The 16,959-nt window shown below is 48.6% G+C and carries 13 protein-coding genes; 2 read left to right on the plus strand and 11 right to left on the minus strand.

The genetic code is table 11. The annotated features are described in order from the left end of the window. Positions 1–16 precede the first annotated feature (16 nt). From acs to lon, 6 genes are all read right to left on the minus strand, one after another. Positions 17–1,930: an acetate--CoA ligase gene (acs, locus tag AC4BAP_RS04100; RefSeq protein WP_490581351.1), complete on the minus strand. Its 1,914-nt coding sequence runs from the start codon at positions 1,928–1,930 to the stop codon at positions 17–19. Positions 1,931–2,023: 93 nt separating this feature from the next. Next, positions 2,024–2,407, minus strand: a complete 384-nt coding sequence (locus AC4BAP_RS04105; protein ID WP_490581352.1) for a response regulator transcription factor — start codon at positions 2,405–2,407, stop codon at positions 2,024–2,026. 339 nt (positions 2,408–2,746) lie between these two features. Then, positions 2,747–3,475, minus strand: coding sequence for an SDR family NAD(P)-dependent oxidoreductase (locus tag AC4BAP_RS04110; protein WP_490581353.1), 729 nt, complete (start codon positions 3,473–3,475; stop codon positions 2,747–2,749). 341 nt (positions 3,476–3,816) lie between these two features. Beyond that, positions 3,817–5,208 (minus strand): ATP-dependent protease ATPase subunit HslU, encoded by a 1,392-nt coding sequence (gene hslU / locus AC4BAP_RS04115; protein WP_490581354.1) that lies wholly within the window; start codon positions 5,206–5,208, stop codon positions 3,817–3,819. Positions 5,209–5,265: 57 nt separating this feature from the next. Further along, positions 5,266–6,315 (minus strand): type IX secretion system protein PorQ, encoded by a 1,050-nt coding sequence (porQ, locus tag AC4BAP_RS04120; RefSeq protein WP_490581355.1) that lies wholly within the window; start codon positions 6,313–6,315, stop codon positions 5,266–5,268. A 146-nt stretch (positions 6,316–6,461) separates the two neighbouring features. Next, entirely contained in the window at positions 6,462–8,948 is a 2,487-nt protein-coding gene (gene lon / locus AC4BAP_RS04125) for an endopeptidase La (RefSeq protein ID WP_490581356.1), read from the minus strand. Positions 8,949–9,172: 224 nt separating this feature from the next. Between lon and AC4BAP_RS04130 the strand changes: the two genes are divergently transcribed. Together AC4BAP_RS04130 and AC4BAP_RS04135 are read left to right on the plus strand one after the other, a co-directional pair. Then, on the plus strand, positions 9,173–11,158 hold the full coding sequence (locus tag AC4BAP_RS04130; RefSeq protein WP_490581357.1) for an OmpA family protein: 1,986 nt from the start codon (positions 9,173–9,175) through the stop codon (positions 11,156–11,158). A gap of 5 nt (positions 11,159–11,163) precedes the next feature. After that, a complete protein-coding gene (locus tag AC4BAP_RS04135; RefSeq protein ID WP_490581358.1) occupies positions 11,164–11,916 on the plus strand; it encodes a DUF4184 family protein in 753 nt (250 codons plus the stop codon). Positions 11,917–12,531: 615 nt separating this feature from the next. Here AC4BAP_RS04135 and AC4BAP_RS04140 read toward each other — a convergent pair. From AC4BAP_RS04140 to AC4BAP_RS04160, 5 genes are read right to left on the minus strand one after another with little or no spacing between them, the layout of a single operon-like run. Beyond that, positions 12,532–13,035: a DUF6702 family protein gene (locus tag AC4BAP_RS04140; RefSeq protein ID WP_490581359.1), complete on the minus strand. Its 504-nt coding sequence runs from the start codon at positions 13,033–13,035 to the stop codon at positions 12,532–12,534. Between the two features lie 2 nt (positions 13,036–13,037). Then, positions 13,038–14,138 carry a LysM peptidoglycan-binding domain-containing protein gene (locus AC4BAP_RS04145; RefSeq protein ID WP_490581360.1) on the minus strand — a complete coding sequence of 367 codons (1,101 nt, stop codon included), beginning with the start codon at positions 14,136–14,138 and terminating at the stop codon, positions 13,038–13,040. Between the two features lie 14 nt (positions 14,139–14,152). Beyond that, entirely contained in the window at positions 14,153–15,466 is a 1,314-nt protein-coding gene (rseP, locus tag AC4BAP_RS04150) for an RIP metalloprotease RseP (protein ID WP_490581361.1), read from the minus strand. Positions 15,467–15,515: 49 nt separating this feature from the next. Then, on the minus strand, positions 15,516–16,667 hold the full coding sequence (locus AC4BAP_RS04155; RefSeq protein WP_490581362.1) for a 1-deoxy-D-xylulose-5-phosphate reductoisomerase: 1,152 nt from the start codon (positions 16,665–16,667) through the stop codon (positions 15,516–15,518). Positions 16,668–16,692: 25 nt separating this feature from the next. Then, a complete protein-coding gene (locus tag AC4BAP_RS04160) occupies positions 16,693–16,878 on the minus strand; it encodes a four helix bundle protein (RefSeq protein WP_490581624.1) in 186 nt (61 codons plus the stop codon). Between the last annotated feature and the right edge of the window lie 81 nt (positions 16,879–16,959).

The following is a 16,959-nucleotide window of genomic DNA, read 5'->3' on the forward strand; positions in this document are numbered from 1 at the left end:
CAGGAATTTTATTCTTTCATGCCTTCGCCTTACTCAAAGAGCCTTCCACAATCTCGTCTACTACAGCAGGGTCTAGCAAAGTAGATGTATCGCCTAGATTAGTCACGTCGCCTTCGGCCACTTTACGCAGGATGCGGCGCATGATCTTGCCGGAGCGTGTCTTTGGCAGCCCGCTTACAATCTGAATCTTGTCTGGCTTGGCAATCTTACCGATTTTCTCTACTACTGTTTCGATGATCTCGGCACGTAGCCTCTCCTGGTTTTCTGGCGTGTCTTTGCAGATTACGAAAGCGTAAATGCCTTGGCCCTTCACATCATGTGGGTAACCTACCACCGCCGACTCAATGACATGGTTGTTGTGGTTGATAGCTTCCTCGATCTCAGCAGTGCCAAAGCGGTGCCCCGATACGTTGATCACATCGTCAACGCGGCCAATGATGCGGTATAAGCCATTTTCATCACGCTTTGCACCATCACCGGTAAAGTATAAGTTCTTGTAAGTGGAGAAGTAGCTCAGGCGGCAGCGTTCGTGGTCGCCGTAAGTGGTCCGGATCATACTTGGCCACGGGTGCTTGATGCACAGGTAACCCTCCACCCCGTTCTCTTTGATCTCATTGCCCTCGCTATCCAAAAGTATGGGTTGTACACCTGGCAGCGGCAAGCCAGCATGGCTCGGCTTCATGGGTGTAACGTTTGCTAATGTGGAGATCATGATGCCACCGGTTTCTGTCTGCCACCAGGTATCTACTACTGGGCAGCGTTCTTTGCCTACGTGTATGTGGTACCAATGCCAGGCCTCCTCGTTTATTGGTTCGCCAACAGAACCCAGCACACGCAGTGAGTCCAGGCTGTAGGAGAGCACCTCGTCAATGTCGCCGCCCATTAAGGAGCGGATAGCCGTTGGGGCTGTGTAGAAAATGGTAACGCCAAACTTATCGCATACTTGCCAGAAGCGGCCCATGTCGGGGTAGGTTGGCACGCCCTCGAACATAAGCGTGGTGGCACCTGCCAGTAGTGGCCCATAGAGCAGGTAAGTATGTCCTGTTATCCAGCCAATATCAGCCGTGCACCAGTATACATCGCTTTCTTCGTACTGGAACACGTTGCAGAAACTGTACTGCGCATAAACCATGTAGCCGCCACAGGTATGCACCACCCCTTTGGGCTTGCCCGTAGAGCCTGAAGTATAAAGTATGAACAGCATGTCTTCGGCGTCCATTTCTTCGGCGGGGCACTCTTTGCTCACGTCTTTTACCTCGTCGTGGTACCACACGTCGCGTCCCTCCACCATGTTCACGGCCCAGCCCAAACGCTCCACCACAATTACTTTTTCTACGGTAGGGCAGCTTTCCAGGGCCTCATCCACAACACGCTTTACCGGAATCTGCTTTGCACCGCGGTTAAGACCATCGGAAGTAAGCACCATTTTAGCACCGGCATCGTTTATTCTATCAGCCATACTTACGGCCGAGAAACCGGCAAAAACAACAGAGTGGATAGCGCCAACACGCGCGCAGGCCAGCACCGCAAAGGCCAGTTCGGGTATCATGGGCATGTAAATGCATACCCTGTCCCCCTTTTGCACACCATTCTTTTTCAGCACATTGGCAAACTGGCATACTTTCTCGTGCAGTTCGCGGTAAGTATAGCGGATATAGCGTTCTTTGGGGTCGTTGGGCTCCCAGATCAGGGCCAGTTTGTTGCCACGGGTTTTCAGGTGGCGGTCCAGGCAATTCTCGGTGATGTTCAGCTTTCCGCCTTTAAACCACTTTATATCGGGCTCTTCGAAGTTCCACTCCAGTGTGGTATCCCACTTTTTGCGCCACGTAAAGGTATCGGCTATATCGCTCCAGAACCCTTCCGGATCTTCTACACTGCGCTTATAGGCCTGCTGGTACTCCTCGAAAGTCTTTACCTGGAAATTTGTCATAGTTTTAAGTTAAGGTATGTTAGAAGTTTAGTTTTTCATCTGTGCTAACGTGCAGGCAAGGCAAAAAGGTAAGCATTTGCTGCACCCTGTATGTTAAGTACCGGTCAGCTCCATAATCTTTTCGATCAGGTAACCGGGAGAGAAGGGCTTTACAACATATAAATCTGCTCCTGCATCATATCCTTTCTCAACATCCACCTCTTTAGACCTGGCACTTAGGAATATTACCTTTATGCCCTCTAATCCGCTTTTGCTCCGGATGTACCTGCACACTTCAAAGCCATCCATATCCGGAAGCATTACATCCAGCACCACTACATGGGGCAACTCTTCTTTAATGGTCTCGATGGCTTCCGTACCGCTTTGGGCAGTCATTACCAGAAAACCGCTTTTATGCATTAGGTGCTCAAGTGGCAGCAGTATACTTGGGGCGTCGTCTACCAGCAGCACCCTTAAATTTTGATGGTTTGTTTTCATGGAGGACTACACTTATGCGGCGCTACTAACAAGTGGTTTCACTGTTTTGCAACAATGCCAATCCGCTCACTTAGTGCAATCTATATTAACATATGTCTGGCAAATAAGCAACTATTACTTTTAAAGAATATGTAACTCAAATTGTGCTATATGATCAACCAGGCAGGTGTAAACACACCCTTGAGAGCTACGCTCGCTAGCTCTCAAGGGGTGGGTTAATCGCAACTTGAGTTACATATTATTCCTGGTCGGAGCAACGTGGTATTATCGTAAAAAAAAATGAGCCTAATTGGTTTAGTCAGGCTCATTTTTATACTCTTAAAGTTTTAAACCTATAGGCTACATATCCCGCACAGATACCATCACATCGTTATACTTGTCGGTGTTGTGCAAAAAATCAACGATTTTTTTACCGACCTCTTCCGGTGCGGCCAGTTCGCCTTTGTTTTTATACTCCCGGAAACGCTCTACATTACTAAAGCATGTGGCATCACTTTCCCGGATGTGTTCCTGCATGGCTGTGTCTACTACCCCAGGCGATAGCGCAAACACCTTTACACCTGAGCCACGCACATCCTGCTCCTGCTGTATGGTTTGAGAAAGCATATCCAACGCTGCCTTAGAGGCACAATAGCTAGCCCAGCCATCTATGGGATACTTACCTGCCCCAGAGCTAATGTTCACGATCACTTTTTCGCAGGAAGTATTGCGGTAGGTTTCCAGGAAGGTATTCATCAGCATGGCCGGCACGATCACGTTCACATCAAACACAAACTCAAAGCGCTCATTCGGCATGCCTTCCCCAACATAACCAATATCACCCAGCACCCCGGCGTTGTTTATCAGCACTAATCTATCGGCATCCTTGTATGGCAAAAACACTTTTTGCAGGTTATGCTCTACAGCTTCGATATCAGAAAAATCAAGTGGCTGATAGCGGTAGTTTGGGTGCTTGATGCTGTTAGTCCGCGATACGCCTACCACATAGTTGTTATCGTCTTTTAAGAGTTCCTCGGCTATTGCCTTACCTATGCCTTTACTGGCTCCAGTGATGATGTAGTAATTCATGGGTGAAGAATTATGAATGCTGAATTATGAGTTACGGATGTAGCTAACAGAAAGGTTACTGCTTTACCTGCTCTAAACAAAGTATAAAATATCCTCCAAAAGAAAAAGCTGGTGCCCCTGCCTTGGCAGAAACACCAGCTTTAAAGTATGATTTGAAGTATAAACCCAGCAGGCGAGTCTGGAGACTCGCACACACCCTAAGTCACCGGTTAGATACCGGTGCCAGGCGTGCATGTGATGCGAATCACAGATTCGCTTTTATACCTTGGCACGGAAGTAACTTCCGCGCCAGATTTATACCTGTAATTCATAATTCTTAATTCCTAATTCATAATTCATAATTACAGAATATACTGGCTCAGGTCACGGTTTTTCACCATGCCGGATAGTTTTTCCTGCACCATTTCGCGGGTTACAACGATGTGCGCGTTGGCGCCTATCTTGTCCGGCACATCATAAAGTATATCGTTTAGCAGGCGGCTCATAACGGTTTGCAGACGTCTTGCTCCGATGTTCTCTACCTCCGAGTTTACTTCAAAAGAGATAGAGGCAAGCTCATCCAGGGCTTCGTCGTTAAACGTGAGCTCCACACCCTCAGAGGCCAACAGTGCCTCATACTGCTTGGTGAGTGCATTTTTAGGGAACTTCAGGATCTGGTAGAAGTCGTCTTTTGTCAGGCTGTCCAGCTCCACACGGATCGGGAAACGGCCCTGTAACTCCGGAATTAGGTCAGATGGTTTGGCCACGTGGAATGCACCAGCCGCAATAAACAGGATATGGTCGGTGTTGATGATGCCATACTTTGTGTTTACCGTAGAGCCCTCCACAATTGGCAGCAGGTCGCGCTGCACGCCTTCGCGGCTCACGTCAGGGCCACCGGCTTTTTTACTGGAACTGGCTACCTTGTCAATCTCATCGATAAAGATGATGCCTGAGTTCTCCGCCTTGAAGATCGCCTCTTCCTTCACCTCATCCATGTCGATCAATTTGGCGGCTTCTTCTTCCAGCAAGATCTTGCGGGCTTCGGCAATGGTTACTTTGCGCTTCTTGGTTTTCTTGGGCATCATGCCGCTGATCATCTCCTGTATGTTCATCATGGAAGCCTCATCCATACCCGGACCTAATACGCCTACGCCTGGCATGGCGCTGTGCTGCACCCTAATCTCGATCTTGCGGTCTTCCAACTCCCCGTTTCTGATCTTCTCACGGAATTTCTCGCGGGTACGCTCGTTCAGTTCATAATCCGTTTCAGGCATTACATTCGGGTCGGAGCTCAGGTTCACCGGTGATGAATTCCTGCCCTGAATGGGTGGGATAAGTGCGTCCAGAATGATGTCTTCTACCAGTTCGGCTGCTTTTTGCTTTACTTCCTCCTTTTTCTTCTGCTTTACAAGGTTCACAGACTGCTCTACCAGGTCGCGCACCATACTTTCCACATCACGGCCCACGTAACCTACCTCGGTAAACTTTGAGGCTTCTACTTTGGTAAAGGGCGCATCGGCAATTTTAGCCAGGCGGCGGGCAATTTCTGTTTTACCCACACCCGTTGCACCAATCATCAAGATGTTGTTCGGCACAATGTCGCTTTGTATGCTTTTATCAGCGTTCATGCGGCGCCAGCGGTTACGCAGGGCGATTGCCACATTGCGCTTCGCATCCTTCTGGCCAATAATGTATTTATCCAGCTCCTCAACGATCTGTGCTGGCGTAAGTGAAGCGATATTTTCTAACATGCTAGTCTTATTTTGTAATGTACGCCGCGGCATTTTGTCAATACCGTAGCTTATACGTTATAAATTGCTTTTACTTTTAAGAAATGTACTGGTGTTGGTGCTAACCGTTACATAATGCGTGGCACCGGAAGGGTGAAAAAAGGCGCTGCTGTAGTTCAGTTCAAAACGCTTGACACGCAGCATGGCTCCCATTGAGAAACCTGCTCCGCCCCCACCATTATCCAGTCGAAGCTCTTTACGACGCAGGTGGTTATAGCCTGCCCTCAGGTTAAAGTTTTTGCTGAAGACAAACTCAGCCCCGGCCACAAAGTGCCGCGCAATCTTATCTCCAAGCTTTTTTTCTTCTTTCACTTCATCCCCATTCTCATCCAACTGTCCGGGTGCATTGGGGTCAAGGTATACTATATCAAACTGGTAAAGGCGGTGTGCGGTTATGGATAATCGTACGGGCATGTGCTCTGGCTTGTAGCTTACCCCCAGCTGTGCATCCCATGGCATGGGCTGGCGTTCGCCGTCATCGTAGGGTTTTACCTGGTAACCAACATTCTTAAAAGCCAGGCCGACAGTAAAATCTTTTTCAGGATGCTTGAATGCTACCCCCGCATCGGCCAGCAAACCCACAGCTTTGTTACCGGCCATACTTGAGACAGCTACTTTGGCTGTTGCACCAATCGTAAAGGCATCTGCCTGCCGCGCATGTGTTATACCTAACGTATAATCATTCACGTTAAAGGTGCCTTCCTCCAAACCTGTTGGGTCGCGCTGTATAAAGTTGCCGTAATTGATATAGTTAAGCGTTGCCGCCCAACGGCCATACTTGCTTGTATTAAAAGCATAGGCTAGGTGGCTTTGCCTTATATCCGCCAGGTACCCGACATAGCTCAGGCTAATCTGGTTGTCCATCTCAGGGTTGAGTAATCCCGGGTTAGCCGCTACCATGTTCACATCGTGGCCGCCGGCAGTCACGTTAACCCCGCCTAAAGCAGCCTGCTTGGCACTGGCTGGCAGTTCCAGGAACGTAAACCCACGCTGCCCCCCTATCTGCGCCTGCACCGAAAGTGCAATGCCCAGCAAGATGCAAAGTATAAGAGCAGGGGATTTAAGCATGGGCTCTTAATTTTGAATGAGTCAATAATTGTTGATTGTTAATTGCTGATTGTTGGATTGATATTACTCAGTGTAAAAGACGCAAAGTATTGCGTCTCTACAATCCCCGAAAACTTTAAGCCATTCAACAATTTAACAATCAATAACTACTCATTCACAACTTTCTCTTCCGTAACCACCAGTTTCAGTGGGTTTTTCACTTTTTCCTTCAGAAGCGCAATTTTAACCACCTCGTCCACACGATCAACATAATGGATGTGAAGGCCTTTGATATACTGCTCCGGAATCTCGTTGATGTCCTTTTTATTTTTCTGGCAAAGTATGATATCGGTAACGCCGGCACGTTTTGCCGCTAATATCTTTTCTTTAATGCCACCTACCGGCAACACTTTACCACGAAGCGTGATCTCGCCGGTCATGGCCAGGCGCGCCCTTACTTTGCGCTGCGTAAATACAGAGGCAATAGACGTAAAGATGGCAATACCGGCAGAAGGACCATCTTTCGGCACAGCTCCCTCCGGGAAGTGAATGTGCAGGTCATACTGGTCGAACAGGCGGTAATCAATATCCAGCAACTCAGCGTGGGCTTTTAAGTAGGATATGGCCGTCATCGCCGACTCTTTCATCACATCTCCCAGCTGCCCGGACAGGGTAAGTTTTCCTTTGCCTTTGCTAAGTATACTTTCTATGAAAAGGATATCACCGCCTACTGATGTCCAGGCCAAACCCGTTACAACACCAGCTGTGTCAATATCCTGGTAAATCTCTTTGTCGAAGATTTCCGGTCCAAGGCGTTTTACCACATCCTCTGGCTTCAGGCTCTTGGCATACTCTTCTTCCATGGCCTTTAACTTGGCTGTATGCCGCACCAGCTGCCCGATCTTACGCTCCAGGTTACGCACCCCCGACTCACGGGTATAGTCCTCAATGATCTTCTGGATAACCGGTTTGGTTACTTTTACATCTTCCTCTGCAAGGCCGTGCTCCGCAACCTGCTTTGGCAACAGATGGCGTTTGGCAATCTCGGTTTTCTCCTCTAAAGTATAACCGGTCAGCTCAATGATCTCCATACGGTCACGTAGAGCAGGCTGAATGGTATCCAGTGAATTGGCAGTGGCAATGAACAGCACCTTGGACAGGTCGTACTCCACATCCAGATAGTTGTCCATGAACGTGCTGTTCTGCTCCGGATCCAGCACCTCCAGCAAGGCCGAAGAAGGGTCGCCACGGAAATCAGAAGCGATCTTATCTACCTCATCCAGAATAATAACCGGGTTAGATGAGCCAACTTTTTTGATCTGGTTGATGATTTTGCCTGGCATTGCCCCAACGTAGGTACGGCGATGGCCACGAATCTCAGCCTCGTCGCGCACGCCACCCAACGACATCCTGACATACTTACGGCCCAATGACTCTGCAATAGACCTGCCCAGGGATGTTTTACCAACCCCCGGAGGCCCGTAAAGGCAAAGTATAGGCGCTTTCATGTCGTTCTTCAGCTTTAGCACTGCCAGGTACTCCAGAATACGCTCCTTTACTTTTTCCAGGCCATAGTGGTCTGCGTCAAGTATTTTTTTGGTGCGCTTCAGGTTAAAGTTATCCTTGGTGTACTCGTTCCAGGGCAGGTCCAGCAAAAACTCCAGGTAGTTAACTGCCACCGGATACTCTGCAGCCTGCGGATTTAAACGGGCCAATTTGTCAATCTCTTTCTTGAAGTGCTGCGCAACAGGCTCCGGCCACTTTTTCTTGGCGGCACGCTCTCTGAAACGCTCGATCTCCTGGTCAGGCCCCTCCTGCCCCAGCTCGTCCTGAAGCACCTTTATCTGCTGACGCAGGAAGTAGTCGCGCTGCTGCTGGTCCAGGTCTGTGTGCACTTTGGTGTGGATCTCCTGCTTTAGCTCCAGCAACTGAATTTCGCGCAGCATAAGCTCCAGCAACTGTGTGCCACGCTCCATGCCGTCGTTTACCTCCAGCAGCTTTTGTTTCTGAGCCACCTCCACGTTCAGGTTACTCGACAGGAAATGTGTCAGGAAGCCAGGGTTATCGATGTTATCCAGTGCCACCTGCGCCTCCTGCGGTATCTCAGGGTTCAGCTTCAGCATTTTGCCAGCCGCATCTTTCAGCGAGTGCACCAATGCCTTTACATTCTTATCTTTCTTATCCAGCGGTATTTCTTCACAAGCCGATACCTTCGCTGTTAAGTAAGGGTCTTCGGAGGTGATCTCATCCACCTTAAAACGGCTGTGACCTTGTATGATTATGGTGGTATTACCATCCGGCAACACAAGCATTTTCAGGATCTTGGCCATGGTGCCAACTTCAAACAGGTCTTCCGATGTGGGGTCATCGCTGTTTGAGTTCTTCTGGGCAACAACACCGATCACTTTGTCGCCCTTATGTGCTTTGCGCACCAGCTTTACCGATTTTTTGCGGCTAACTGTAATGGGCAGCACCACCCCAGGAAAAAGCACAGTGTTACGCACCGCCAGGATAGGGAGCTCGTCAGGTAATGTATCAGTGGGAAGGTCGTCTTCTGCTTCGGCCGTTACAATCGGGATCAACTCTACTTCGTCTTCGTCGGATATATTGCTCAGCAAAAGGTTCTGTAAAAAGTTCTTTAACGTATAATTCATATAGTGATCAATGCCATAATGACAGAAACAAAGCACTTTTAGCTCTATTTCAGTGTTGTTCTATAGTTGACAAGACCTGTGCCATACTGGTGCACACTGCTGTTTTGTCTGGCACAGGTGTGATTGAACTGCAAAACTACGGTTAAAAAAGCTAACGGCAGGTGCAATAATCACAAAAATATAACACAAAAATAATATCTTTGGGCACGAGCTATATCATATTTATGCAGCTAAAACACCTGCTTGTACTGCTTCCTGTAATGCTCTTGCTACTTCCGCAACGAAGCCAGGCACAGTTACATCATATCCCTCTGGATAGTGCCCAGGGACTTAAAATCACAAAACAAGCTCCAAGCCCCGAGGTTCATCTTAACTTCCCTAATATAAACAAAATCGCGTACTATCGCGATGAAAAGAAGCTTTCCGCTATCCAAAGGCTCGAAAAAAAGAAGCAGTATACCCAAGTGCTTCCGCTGCTGGAGGCATATGTTACGAACTTTGGTATAGAGAACTTCTACAAAGACACTTACCTCTTGTGGCGACTGGGGCAACTGTTTGAGCGCACCGGCAGAAAAGAAGAAGCCAAGGAGCTGTACAGGATGGTTCTGAAGCACCACCGCACCGATGCGCGCGGCGTTTACTCCTACTACGACTCCCTGGAGCAAAATACCAAAAACTATTACGTGCCGCTGGATTATTACTACGAACTGGTAGAGTACAGAAAATCAATCGCCACGTTTAAGCCGCCAAAGGGTGTTTACCTGAACATGGGCAACGCCATCAACTCACCTTACGAGGATTACGGCCCTACATTGAATGCCGAGGATGAGGTTTTTATCTTTACCTCAAAGCGAAACCACCAAGGCCTGAACGGACGTGCCAACGAGGATCTATACTTCTCGAAACAGGTAAACGGTTACTGGCAGGAAGCACAGTCTTTTGGCAAGCCTATTAACAGCATTTACAACGAGGGCTCCGGCCGCCTTAGCCGCGATGGCAAGACTTTATACTTTGCACGATGCGAGGCCCCTGACGGCTATGGCAACTGCGACCTGTACATCGCTAAAATGCAGCCCGACGGCACCTGGGGAGAAATCACCAACCTGGGGCCCAACGTAAACTCAAATGCCTGGGACTCACAGCCTACCCTCTCACGCAACGAAGACACCTTATACTTTGCCTCTGACCGCCTGGGCGGCTTTGGCCTGTCGGACATCTATTATACTTACAAGACCAAAAACGGCGGCTGGGCACCTGCAAAAAACCTTGGCCCTACCATAAATACCCGTGAAAGCGAGGTTAGCCCCTTCTTCCACCCTAAGTACCAGGTGCTATACTTTAGCTCCAGGGGGCAGCTTTACAACTTCGGAGATTTTGACATTTATAAAACATACAAAGTGCAAGGCCATTGGCAGGAGCCGCGTAACATTGGGCCACTGGTAAACGGCAAGGGTAGCGAGTATTACTTTACCATTGATGCTGAGTCAAAGAACCTGTACTATGCCCGCTCCGAGGCAAAGGATATCCAAAACCTAGACCTATTCTCTTTCCCGCTGCCCATGGAAGCCCACCCCCTTGCTGTAACAAAAGTACAGGGCACACTAACCGACTCCCTGACAAATAAACCGCTGGCTGGTATCGTGTCCATCATCGACCTGGACAATGGCATAGAGGTATCCTCAAAGTACCTGCGCCCTGATGGTTCTTTTGAGTTTGAGCTGATAGATAATTCTCGCTACATGCTGATGATACAGGGGCCTGACTTCTTTACCATCGAGCGAGAGATTGCCTTGCAGCAGGACACCTCTTTCCAGTTGATGACCACACTTATAGACTACAGCATCCCGATGGTGTTTGAGAACATTGAGTTTGACCCGAACATGTCGGAGATTAAGGAGAACATGAAGCCTATCCTGGATGAAGTAGCGCTTTTCCTGATCGATCACCCTACCTTCAGGCTGGAGATTGCCGGCCACACCGACGGTGCCGGTGACCCTGAGTTTAACCTGGTGCTGTCGCAGGACAGGGCAGATGCCATCAGGAGTTACATTGAGCAACGCGTAAACATGGTGAAAGGCCGTATTGATGCCATTGGCTATGGCAGCACCAAACCGATAAAAGAGGAAAAAACAGCCGAAGACCGTAAGATCAACCGCCGCGTAGAATTCAGGTTAATAAAGCCCTCGAAGCCCGAGCGTGGTTTTAACTAGAAAACATGCCTTTTACTGCTGCCCATCCTGCTATTGTACTTCCGCTGAAGTATAAATTTGGCCGCTTGTTCTCAACCACTGGCCTGGTGATTGGCAGTATCGCCCCGGACTTCGCATACTTTCTGAGCCCCATCATCACGACCAGGGTTAGCCATACTTTGAAAGGCGTTGTGCTGTTTAACCTGCCTGTCACGTTTATACTTGCCATTGTATTCCATGCCATTGTAAGGGAGCAAATCATTCGCTTTCTACCGCCTTCTTTGGCCTGCAGAGCAGCCGTGGCCACACATGCCAGGTGGTTTGCCTACCTGCGCAAACACTGGCTCATTTTCCTGGGTTCTGCTATACTTGGTATACTTTCGCACTTGCTCTGGGACAGCTTCACACATTATTCTGGCTTTTTTGTACGCCATATTGCACTGCTTAGGAAGCCGGTAGATTTCTTCGGATATGCCTTACCGCTTTGCCGCTGGGTGCAGCATTTTAGCACGGTGGCAGGTTTAACTGCGATCAGCATCTACGTGTACCAATTACCGGTTTATACTTATGCGACAGGCAGAAAGTATAGCTGGCTGTTTTTCTGGACCACTGTAGTAGCATCGGGCTTGCTCCTGTTTTTGCTCAAGACCCCGGAAATCCACAGTGTGGCCCAGGTAGAACAATGGGTAGTGCGTTTTTTAAGCGGCTGTTTGATTGCAGTGATTTTGCTTACCGCATTTTTTAAGCTTCGGCAGAGGATGCTTCGTGTTGGTGAGTAGGTTTGAAGCAATACTTTTCCAACCACCCCCGGCCCCTTCTCGAGAGGGGAATTACCTCCCCCGGCCCCTCCTAAAAACAGGAGGGGTGTATCTGCCATTGCTCAACTGCTAATTAAGTTTTATTGCTAAGGCTGTACCTCGGACAGGTTACGGCTCAATGCCATCAATTTAAGGATTTTGTACAGCTGATTCGGACATCCTTGTCCGGATCTTTTTCTGCTGCGGACTTCCTAGTCCGCACATTACAGTAATTTGGGGATTAGGAAATCCCCGGCAGAAAACTTTCGGACTAAGAAGTCCGAAAGAGCATTTTCCTTAAGTTGACGGCATTGGGTCACGACCTGCCCCTACGAAGGTGTAATTACACTCCTAGAGCTACGCGCGCTAGCTCAAAGTTCTCGTTTTGGCTAGTCTGCAAGAGGGGGATTTTCTGCAGGTGTAAAAATCCCCCTCGCCCATCCCGAATCAAGTCCAGGATCTGCAACTTCAAAGGGGAACTTTCTGTAATACTGGGTCCAACCACCCCTAGCCCCGCCTTAGACAAGGAGGAGCCAGGGGTGGTTGGATTGCTTGCGTTTAAGAGAAGTGCAGCAAGCCAGTTATCAGGACAAAAAATTATAGGGAAAACTTCTTCTCATCATCACCGCGCTGCAGCAAGGCGCTTTCGGTTTTTCCCTTATAGCTCAGGTTTACGATGTTCATCTGATCGCTGAAAAGCTCTGTCAGCACTGCGTTTTTAACATACAAGTTTGCCAAAGCAGATGCTTTTACCGGTACCTCCACATACATCCAAACGGCATCTGTTTCAGTCTCTGAGCCGATTAACTTATACTTTAGTGGCTTGCCTTTGGCAATTGAAAAGCTTAAGCGGCTTTGCAGGTAAGCGAAGAGTTGCTCCTGCTGTGCTGCAGATTTGCTGTTATACACCACTTTGCTCTTGGTAAACTTCGATACAGCATCCTCCAGGTCGTCGGTAAACACTTTAAGCGAGACTTCCAGCGCCTGCGTGCGTGGGTTATACTTGATGTCGGTGATGCTGGTATGGAAATCATGTGCAAAGGCAGGCGAGACAGTTGCCGCCACAAAGGCAAACATCAAAAACAGGAATTTATACTTCATACTTATTTTCCGGATGGAGGCAGGTCGGAGAGCACACGCTTGGCCATTGTAGGCATGTTATCGCTTACAATGCGCTGCACATCGTTCATGTTAGACATGTACTCGATCTTAACCTTGTTGCCCGACACCAGTTCTCCTTTGTTGTTGTAGATGGAATAATGAACCAGAAAATCGCGCTCATAGTTCAGGGCGGCACGGTCCAGACAATTCTCATACACCGTCTTCACTTCAAACTGGTTAATGAAGACGTAGTAATCAATGCCGTATTGCCTGTTAAAGTAACTATAGAACTCGGGGTCTTTTACTGTAACGCCAAAGTGCTTGGTGGGGTCCTGCGAAACGGGCAAGGGTTGTTCCTCTTTTTCTAAACCCAGTTTTTCCTTTTGTCGCTGCACCCAATCCAGGGCACCTCCACTCTCTTCTTTCTCAACTGGCTGCCTGTTATACTTCGACTGCTTGTTGTCCTGGTAGCCATAGCTCAGCGACTTATACAGGCGACTCAGTTCACTCACACTGTCGCGGTACACGCCCCCCAGCAAATGTATGGTTTCGTAGCCCTCTGGTGCCAGCATGGCATTCAGGCGATTCCGGAAAACGTGTCGCACATTCTGGCGGGGTATGTTGGATTTCTGTGCAATCTCCTCATCAGCATCTGAAAAGTACAGGTACGGATCGAATGGAATGACAAGCACACGGCTTTTGGTTTTATGGGCTGCAGTGCTTGGTGCAGCCGCTATTGCGGCAGAAGTACTGCCAGTTGGCCTTGTGGTGGCTGCGGCAGTTTTTGCGGCTTTGCCGGCAGGTTGTGGCTTGGATTTGGGAGTAGTTATACTTGCCTGCCCTTGGCGGCTCAGGTAAAGCGTCTGGCCGATCTGTAGTCTATTGTCGTTCCATTTTTGTAGGGAATCCAGTGGGATACTGAAACGGCGGGAAAGGCTGTAGTAGGTATCGCCTTTTTGCACCACATACACGCTATCGCCTGGTGCGGCGACAGCGTGCGGGTTTATATCAAGTGGCCATTCGGCAACCGGGGCAGCCTTGGCTGTGATCAGTGCAAATAGTAAAAATAAGTTTGTCAGGGTACAGGTAATGATGGACTTCATAAGAGGATCTTTGGTTAGAAGATTATCTTGAACACATCATTAAATATAGCAAATGCCATTAAGCCTAACAATAAAACCATACCCACTTTCTGGGCATTCTCTAAAAAATTATCCGATGGCTTGCGTCCGCTGATCATCTCATAGGTAAGGAATACCACATGGCCGCCATCCAGCGCCGGAATCGGCAGGAAGTTCATAAAAGCCAGCACCATAGACAACATGGCCGTAATGCTCCAGAACTTATACCAGCTAAACGTATCGCCAAAGATCTGGGCAATGCCAATAGGCCCACTCAACGATTTTGAAGCAGACACCTCGCCTCTGAAAATCTTGCCGAAGCCTTTCAAATTGGCCGTAATTACGCCAAAAGCCTGGTTTGTACCCATCGGAATAGACTCGCCAAGGCTATAATCTTTGGTAGCATAAGTCAGAAGCGGCACCTGCATAAACCCAAGTGTGCCTTCTTCGCTTACGGTTGCCTGCAGCTTTATCGGCTTCCCTTCACGCTCTACCATCATGGTAATGGTTTTACCGGCATTGGTATGCAGCGTCTGCTGCAGTTCGTGGAAGAACTTAACGCTCTCGCCATTTATCTGCGTGATATAGTCGCCTTCTTGCAAACCGGCTTTCGCAGCCGCACTACCTGCCATTACCTGCCCAACTTTAAACGGCTGCCGTGGTTGCACAAAGAACATACGGTCCTTGTCATCAGCCACACGATCCATCAAATTAACAGGCACTTTAATATCTACACGCTCGCCGTTACGCTCTACTGTATAGTAGGCATTGCGGCCCAATAGCGCCTCCATCGAGTATACATCCTCGAACCGCTCTAGCTCTTTGCCGTTTACCGCCACAATTCTGTCGCCGGTCTGGAAACCAATGTCCTTACCAAGCTCGTTTGGCACTACGCCATACTTTACTTCCTTGGCCGGGATGTACTGTTCGCCATAATGATAGGTCAGGGCAATGTAGATCACAATACCCGTGATCACGTTCACGATGATGCCGCCCATCATCACGATCAGGCGCTGCCAGGCTGGCTTAGAACGGAATTCCCATGGCTTTGGCTCTTCTTTCAGGGCCTCTGTGTCCATCGACTCATCCACCATACCAGAGATCTTCACAAAGCCACCAAGCGGTATCAGGCCCAGCATATACTCTGTCTCGCCTATCTTCTTACCAAAAACCTTTGGCGGAAAACCAATCGCATACTTCTCTACGCGCATGCCAAACCACTTGGCTGCCAGCATATGGCCCAGTTCGTGCAACCCTACCAAAATTGTCAGCCCCAGAATGAGCTGACCAACCATTATTAAAATATCCATTAAACTAAGCTTATTCTTGTCCAGATTGGTACCATTAAGGCACCGGTTTTTAGTTAATTATCAGTTCTGATGCTTTCTCGCGTGCTTCTCTGTCAGTATTAACATAGTCATCGAAAGAAGGATTCGCAATATACGTAACTTTTGCCATACAACTTTCGATGATATCCGACATCTGCAGGAAACCAACCTCATCGCGCAGGAAAGCGCTTACGGCAACTTCATTGGCAGCGTTTAATATACACGGCATATTTCCGCCCTGCTCCATTGCTGTGTAAGCCAGGGCCAGGTTACGGAATGTTTCGGTATCCGGCTGCTCAAAAGTAAGTTGCGGGTAATCCATGAAATTAAACCTCGGGAAATCTGATTTCAGGCGGTTAGGGTAACCCATGGCATACTGTATGGGCAGCTTCATATCGGGCAAGCCAAGCTGCGCCTTTATAGAGCCGTCTTCGAACTGCACCAACGAGTGTATAATGGATTGCGGGTGCACCACCACCTCTATCTGCTCGTTCTTCAAACCGAAAAGCCACTTTGCCTCAATTACCTCCAGGCCTTTGTTCATCAGCGAAGCAGAGTCGATAGTAATCTTGGCTCCCATGTCCCAGTTCGGGTGCTTGAGTGCCTGCTCCTTGGTTACAGTGGCCAACTCTGCTGCCGTACGGCCCCTGAATGGCCCACCTGAGGCAGTAAGTATGATCTTCTCTATCGGGTTATGGAACTCACCGGCCAGGCACTGAAATATGGCGCTGTGCTCCGAGTCTACGGGGTAAATGTTTACGGCATGCTCTTTGGCCAGATCCGTGATCAGTTGGCCGGCCACTACCAGCGTTTCTTTATTAGCCAGTGCGATCTGCTTACCGGCTTTAATGGCATGGATAGTCGGCTTTAAACCGGCGTAGCCTACCATGGCGGTAAGCACCATATCCACCGTACCCATTTCCACTACCGAGCACAGGGCGTTCGTGCCGGCGTATACTTTTATATCGGTGTGCTGCAGCGCATCCTGTACCTTTTCATAGTGGCTTTCATTGGCGATCACAACAGTATTCGGATTAAATTCCAGCGCCTGCTGTATAAGCAGGTCGGCGTTGTTGTGGGCAGTAAGCACCTCCAGTTCAAAACTTTCCGGATTTGCCTTAATTACATCAAGGGCTTGTGTACCAATAGAACCGGTGGAGCCAAGTATGGCAATTCTTTTCATTTAATTACGAATTCCTGATTACGAATTACGAATTGGACTTACTTCCCAATTTCTTCTTGTTCGTAATGATGATGCTGTTTAATATTTTTATCAACTCTAAACAATCCGAATGTATACTTTCAAACTGCTCTGGTTTTAAATAGCCTGTATCATGTAGTAATCTTAGCCAAAAGCTACTTTCGCGCGCTTCTTTTCTTGCAATACTTCGCAGATTTTAAGTACTGATAAAGTCTTTCTATACTGACCGCAAAGGAATGTGACTTAGGAACCATCATACTTTCTCTCATCCATG

Source organism: Pontibacter sp. GD7, assembly GCF_058216375.1.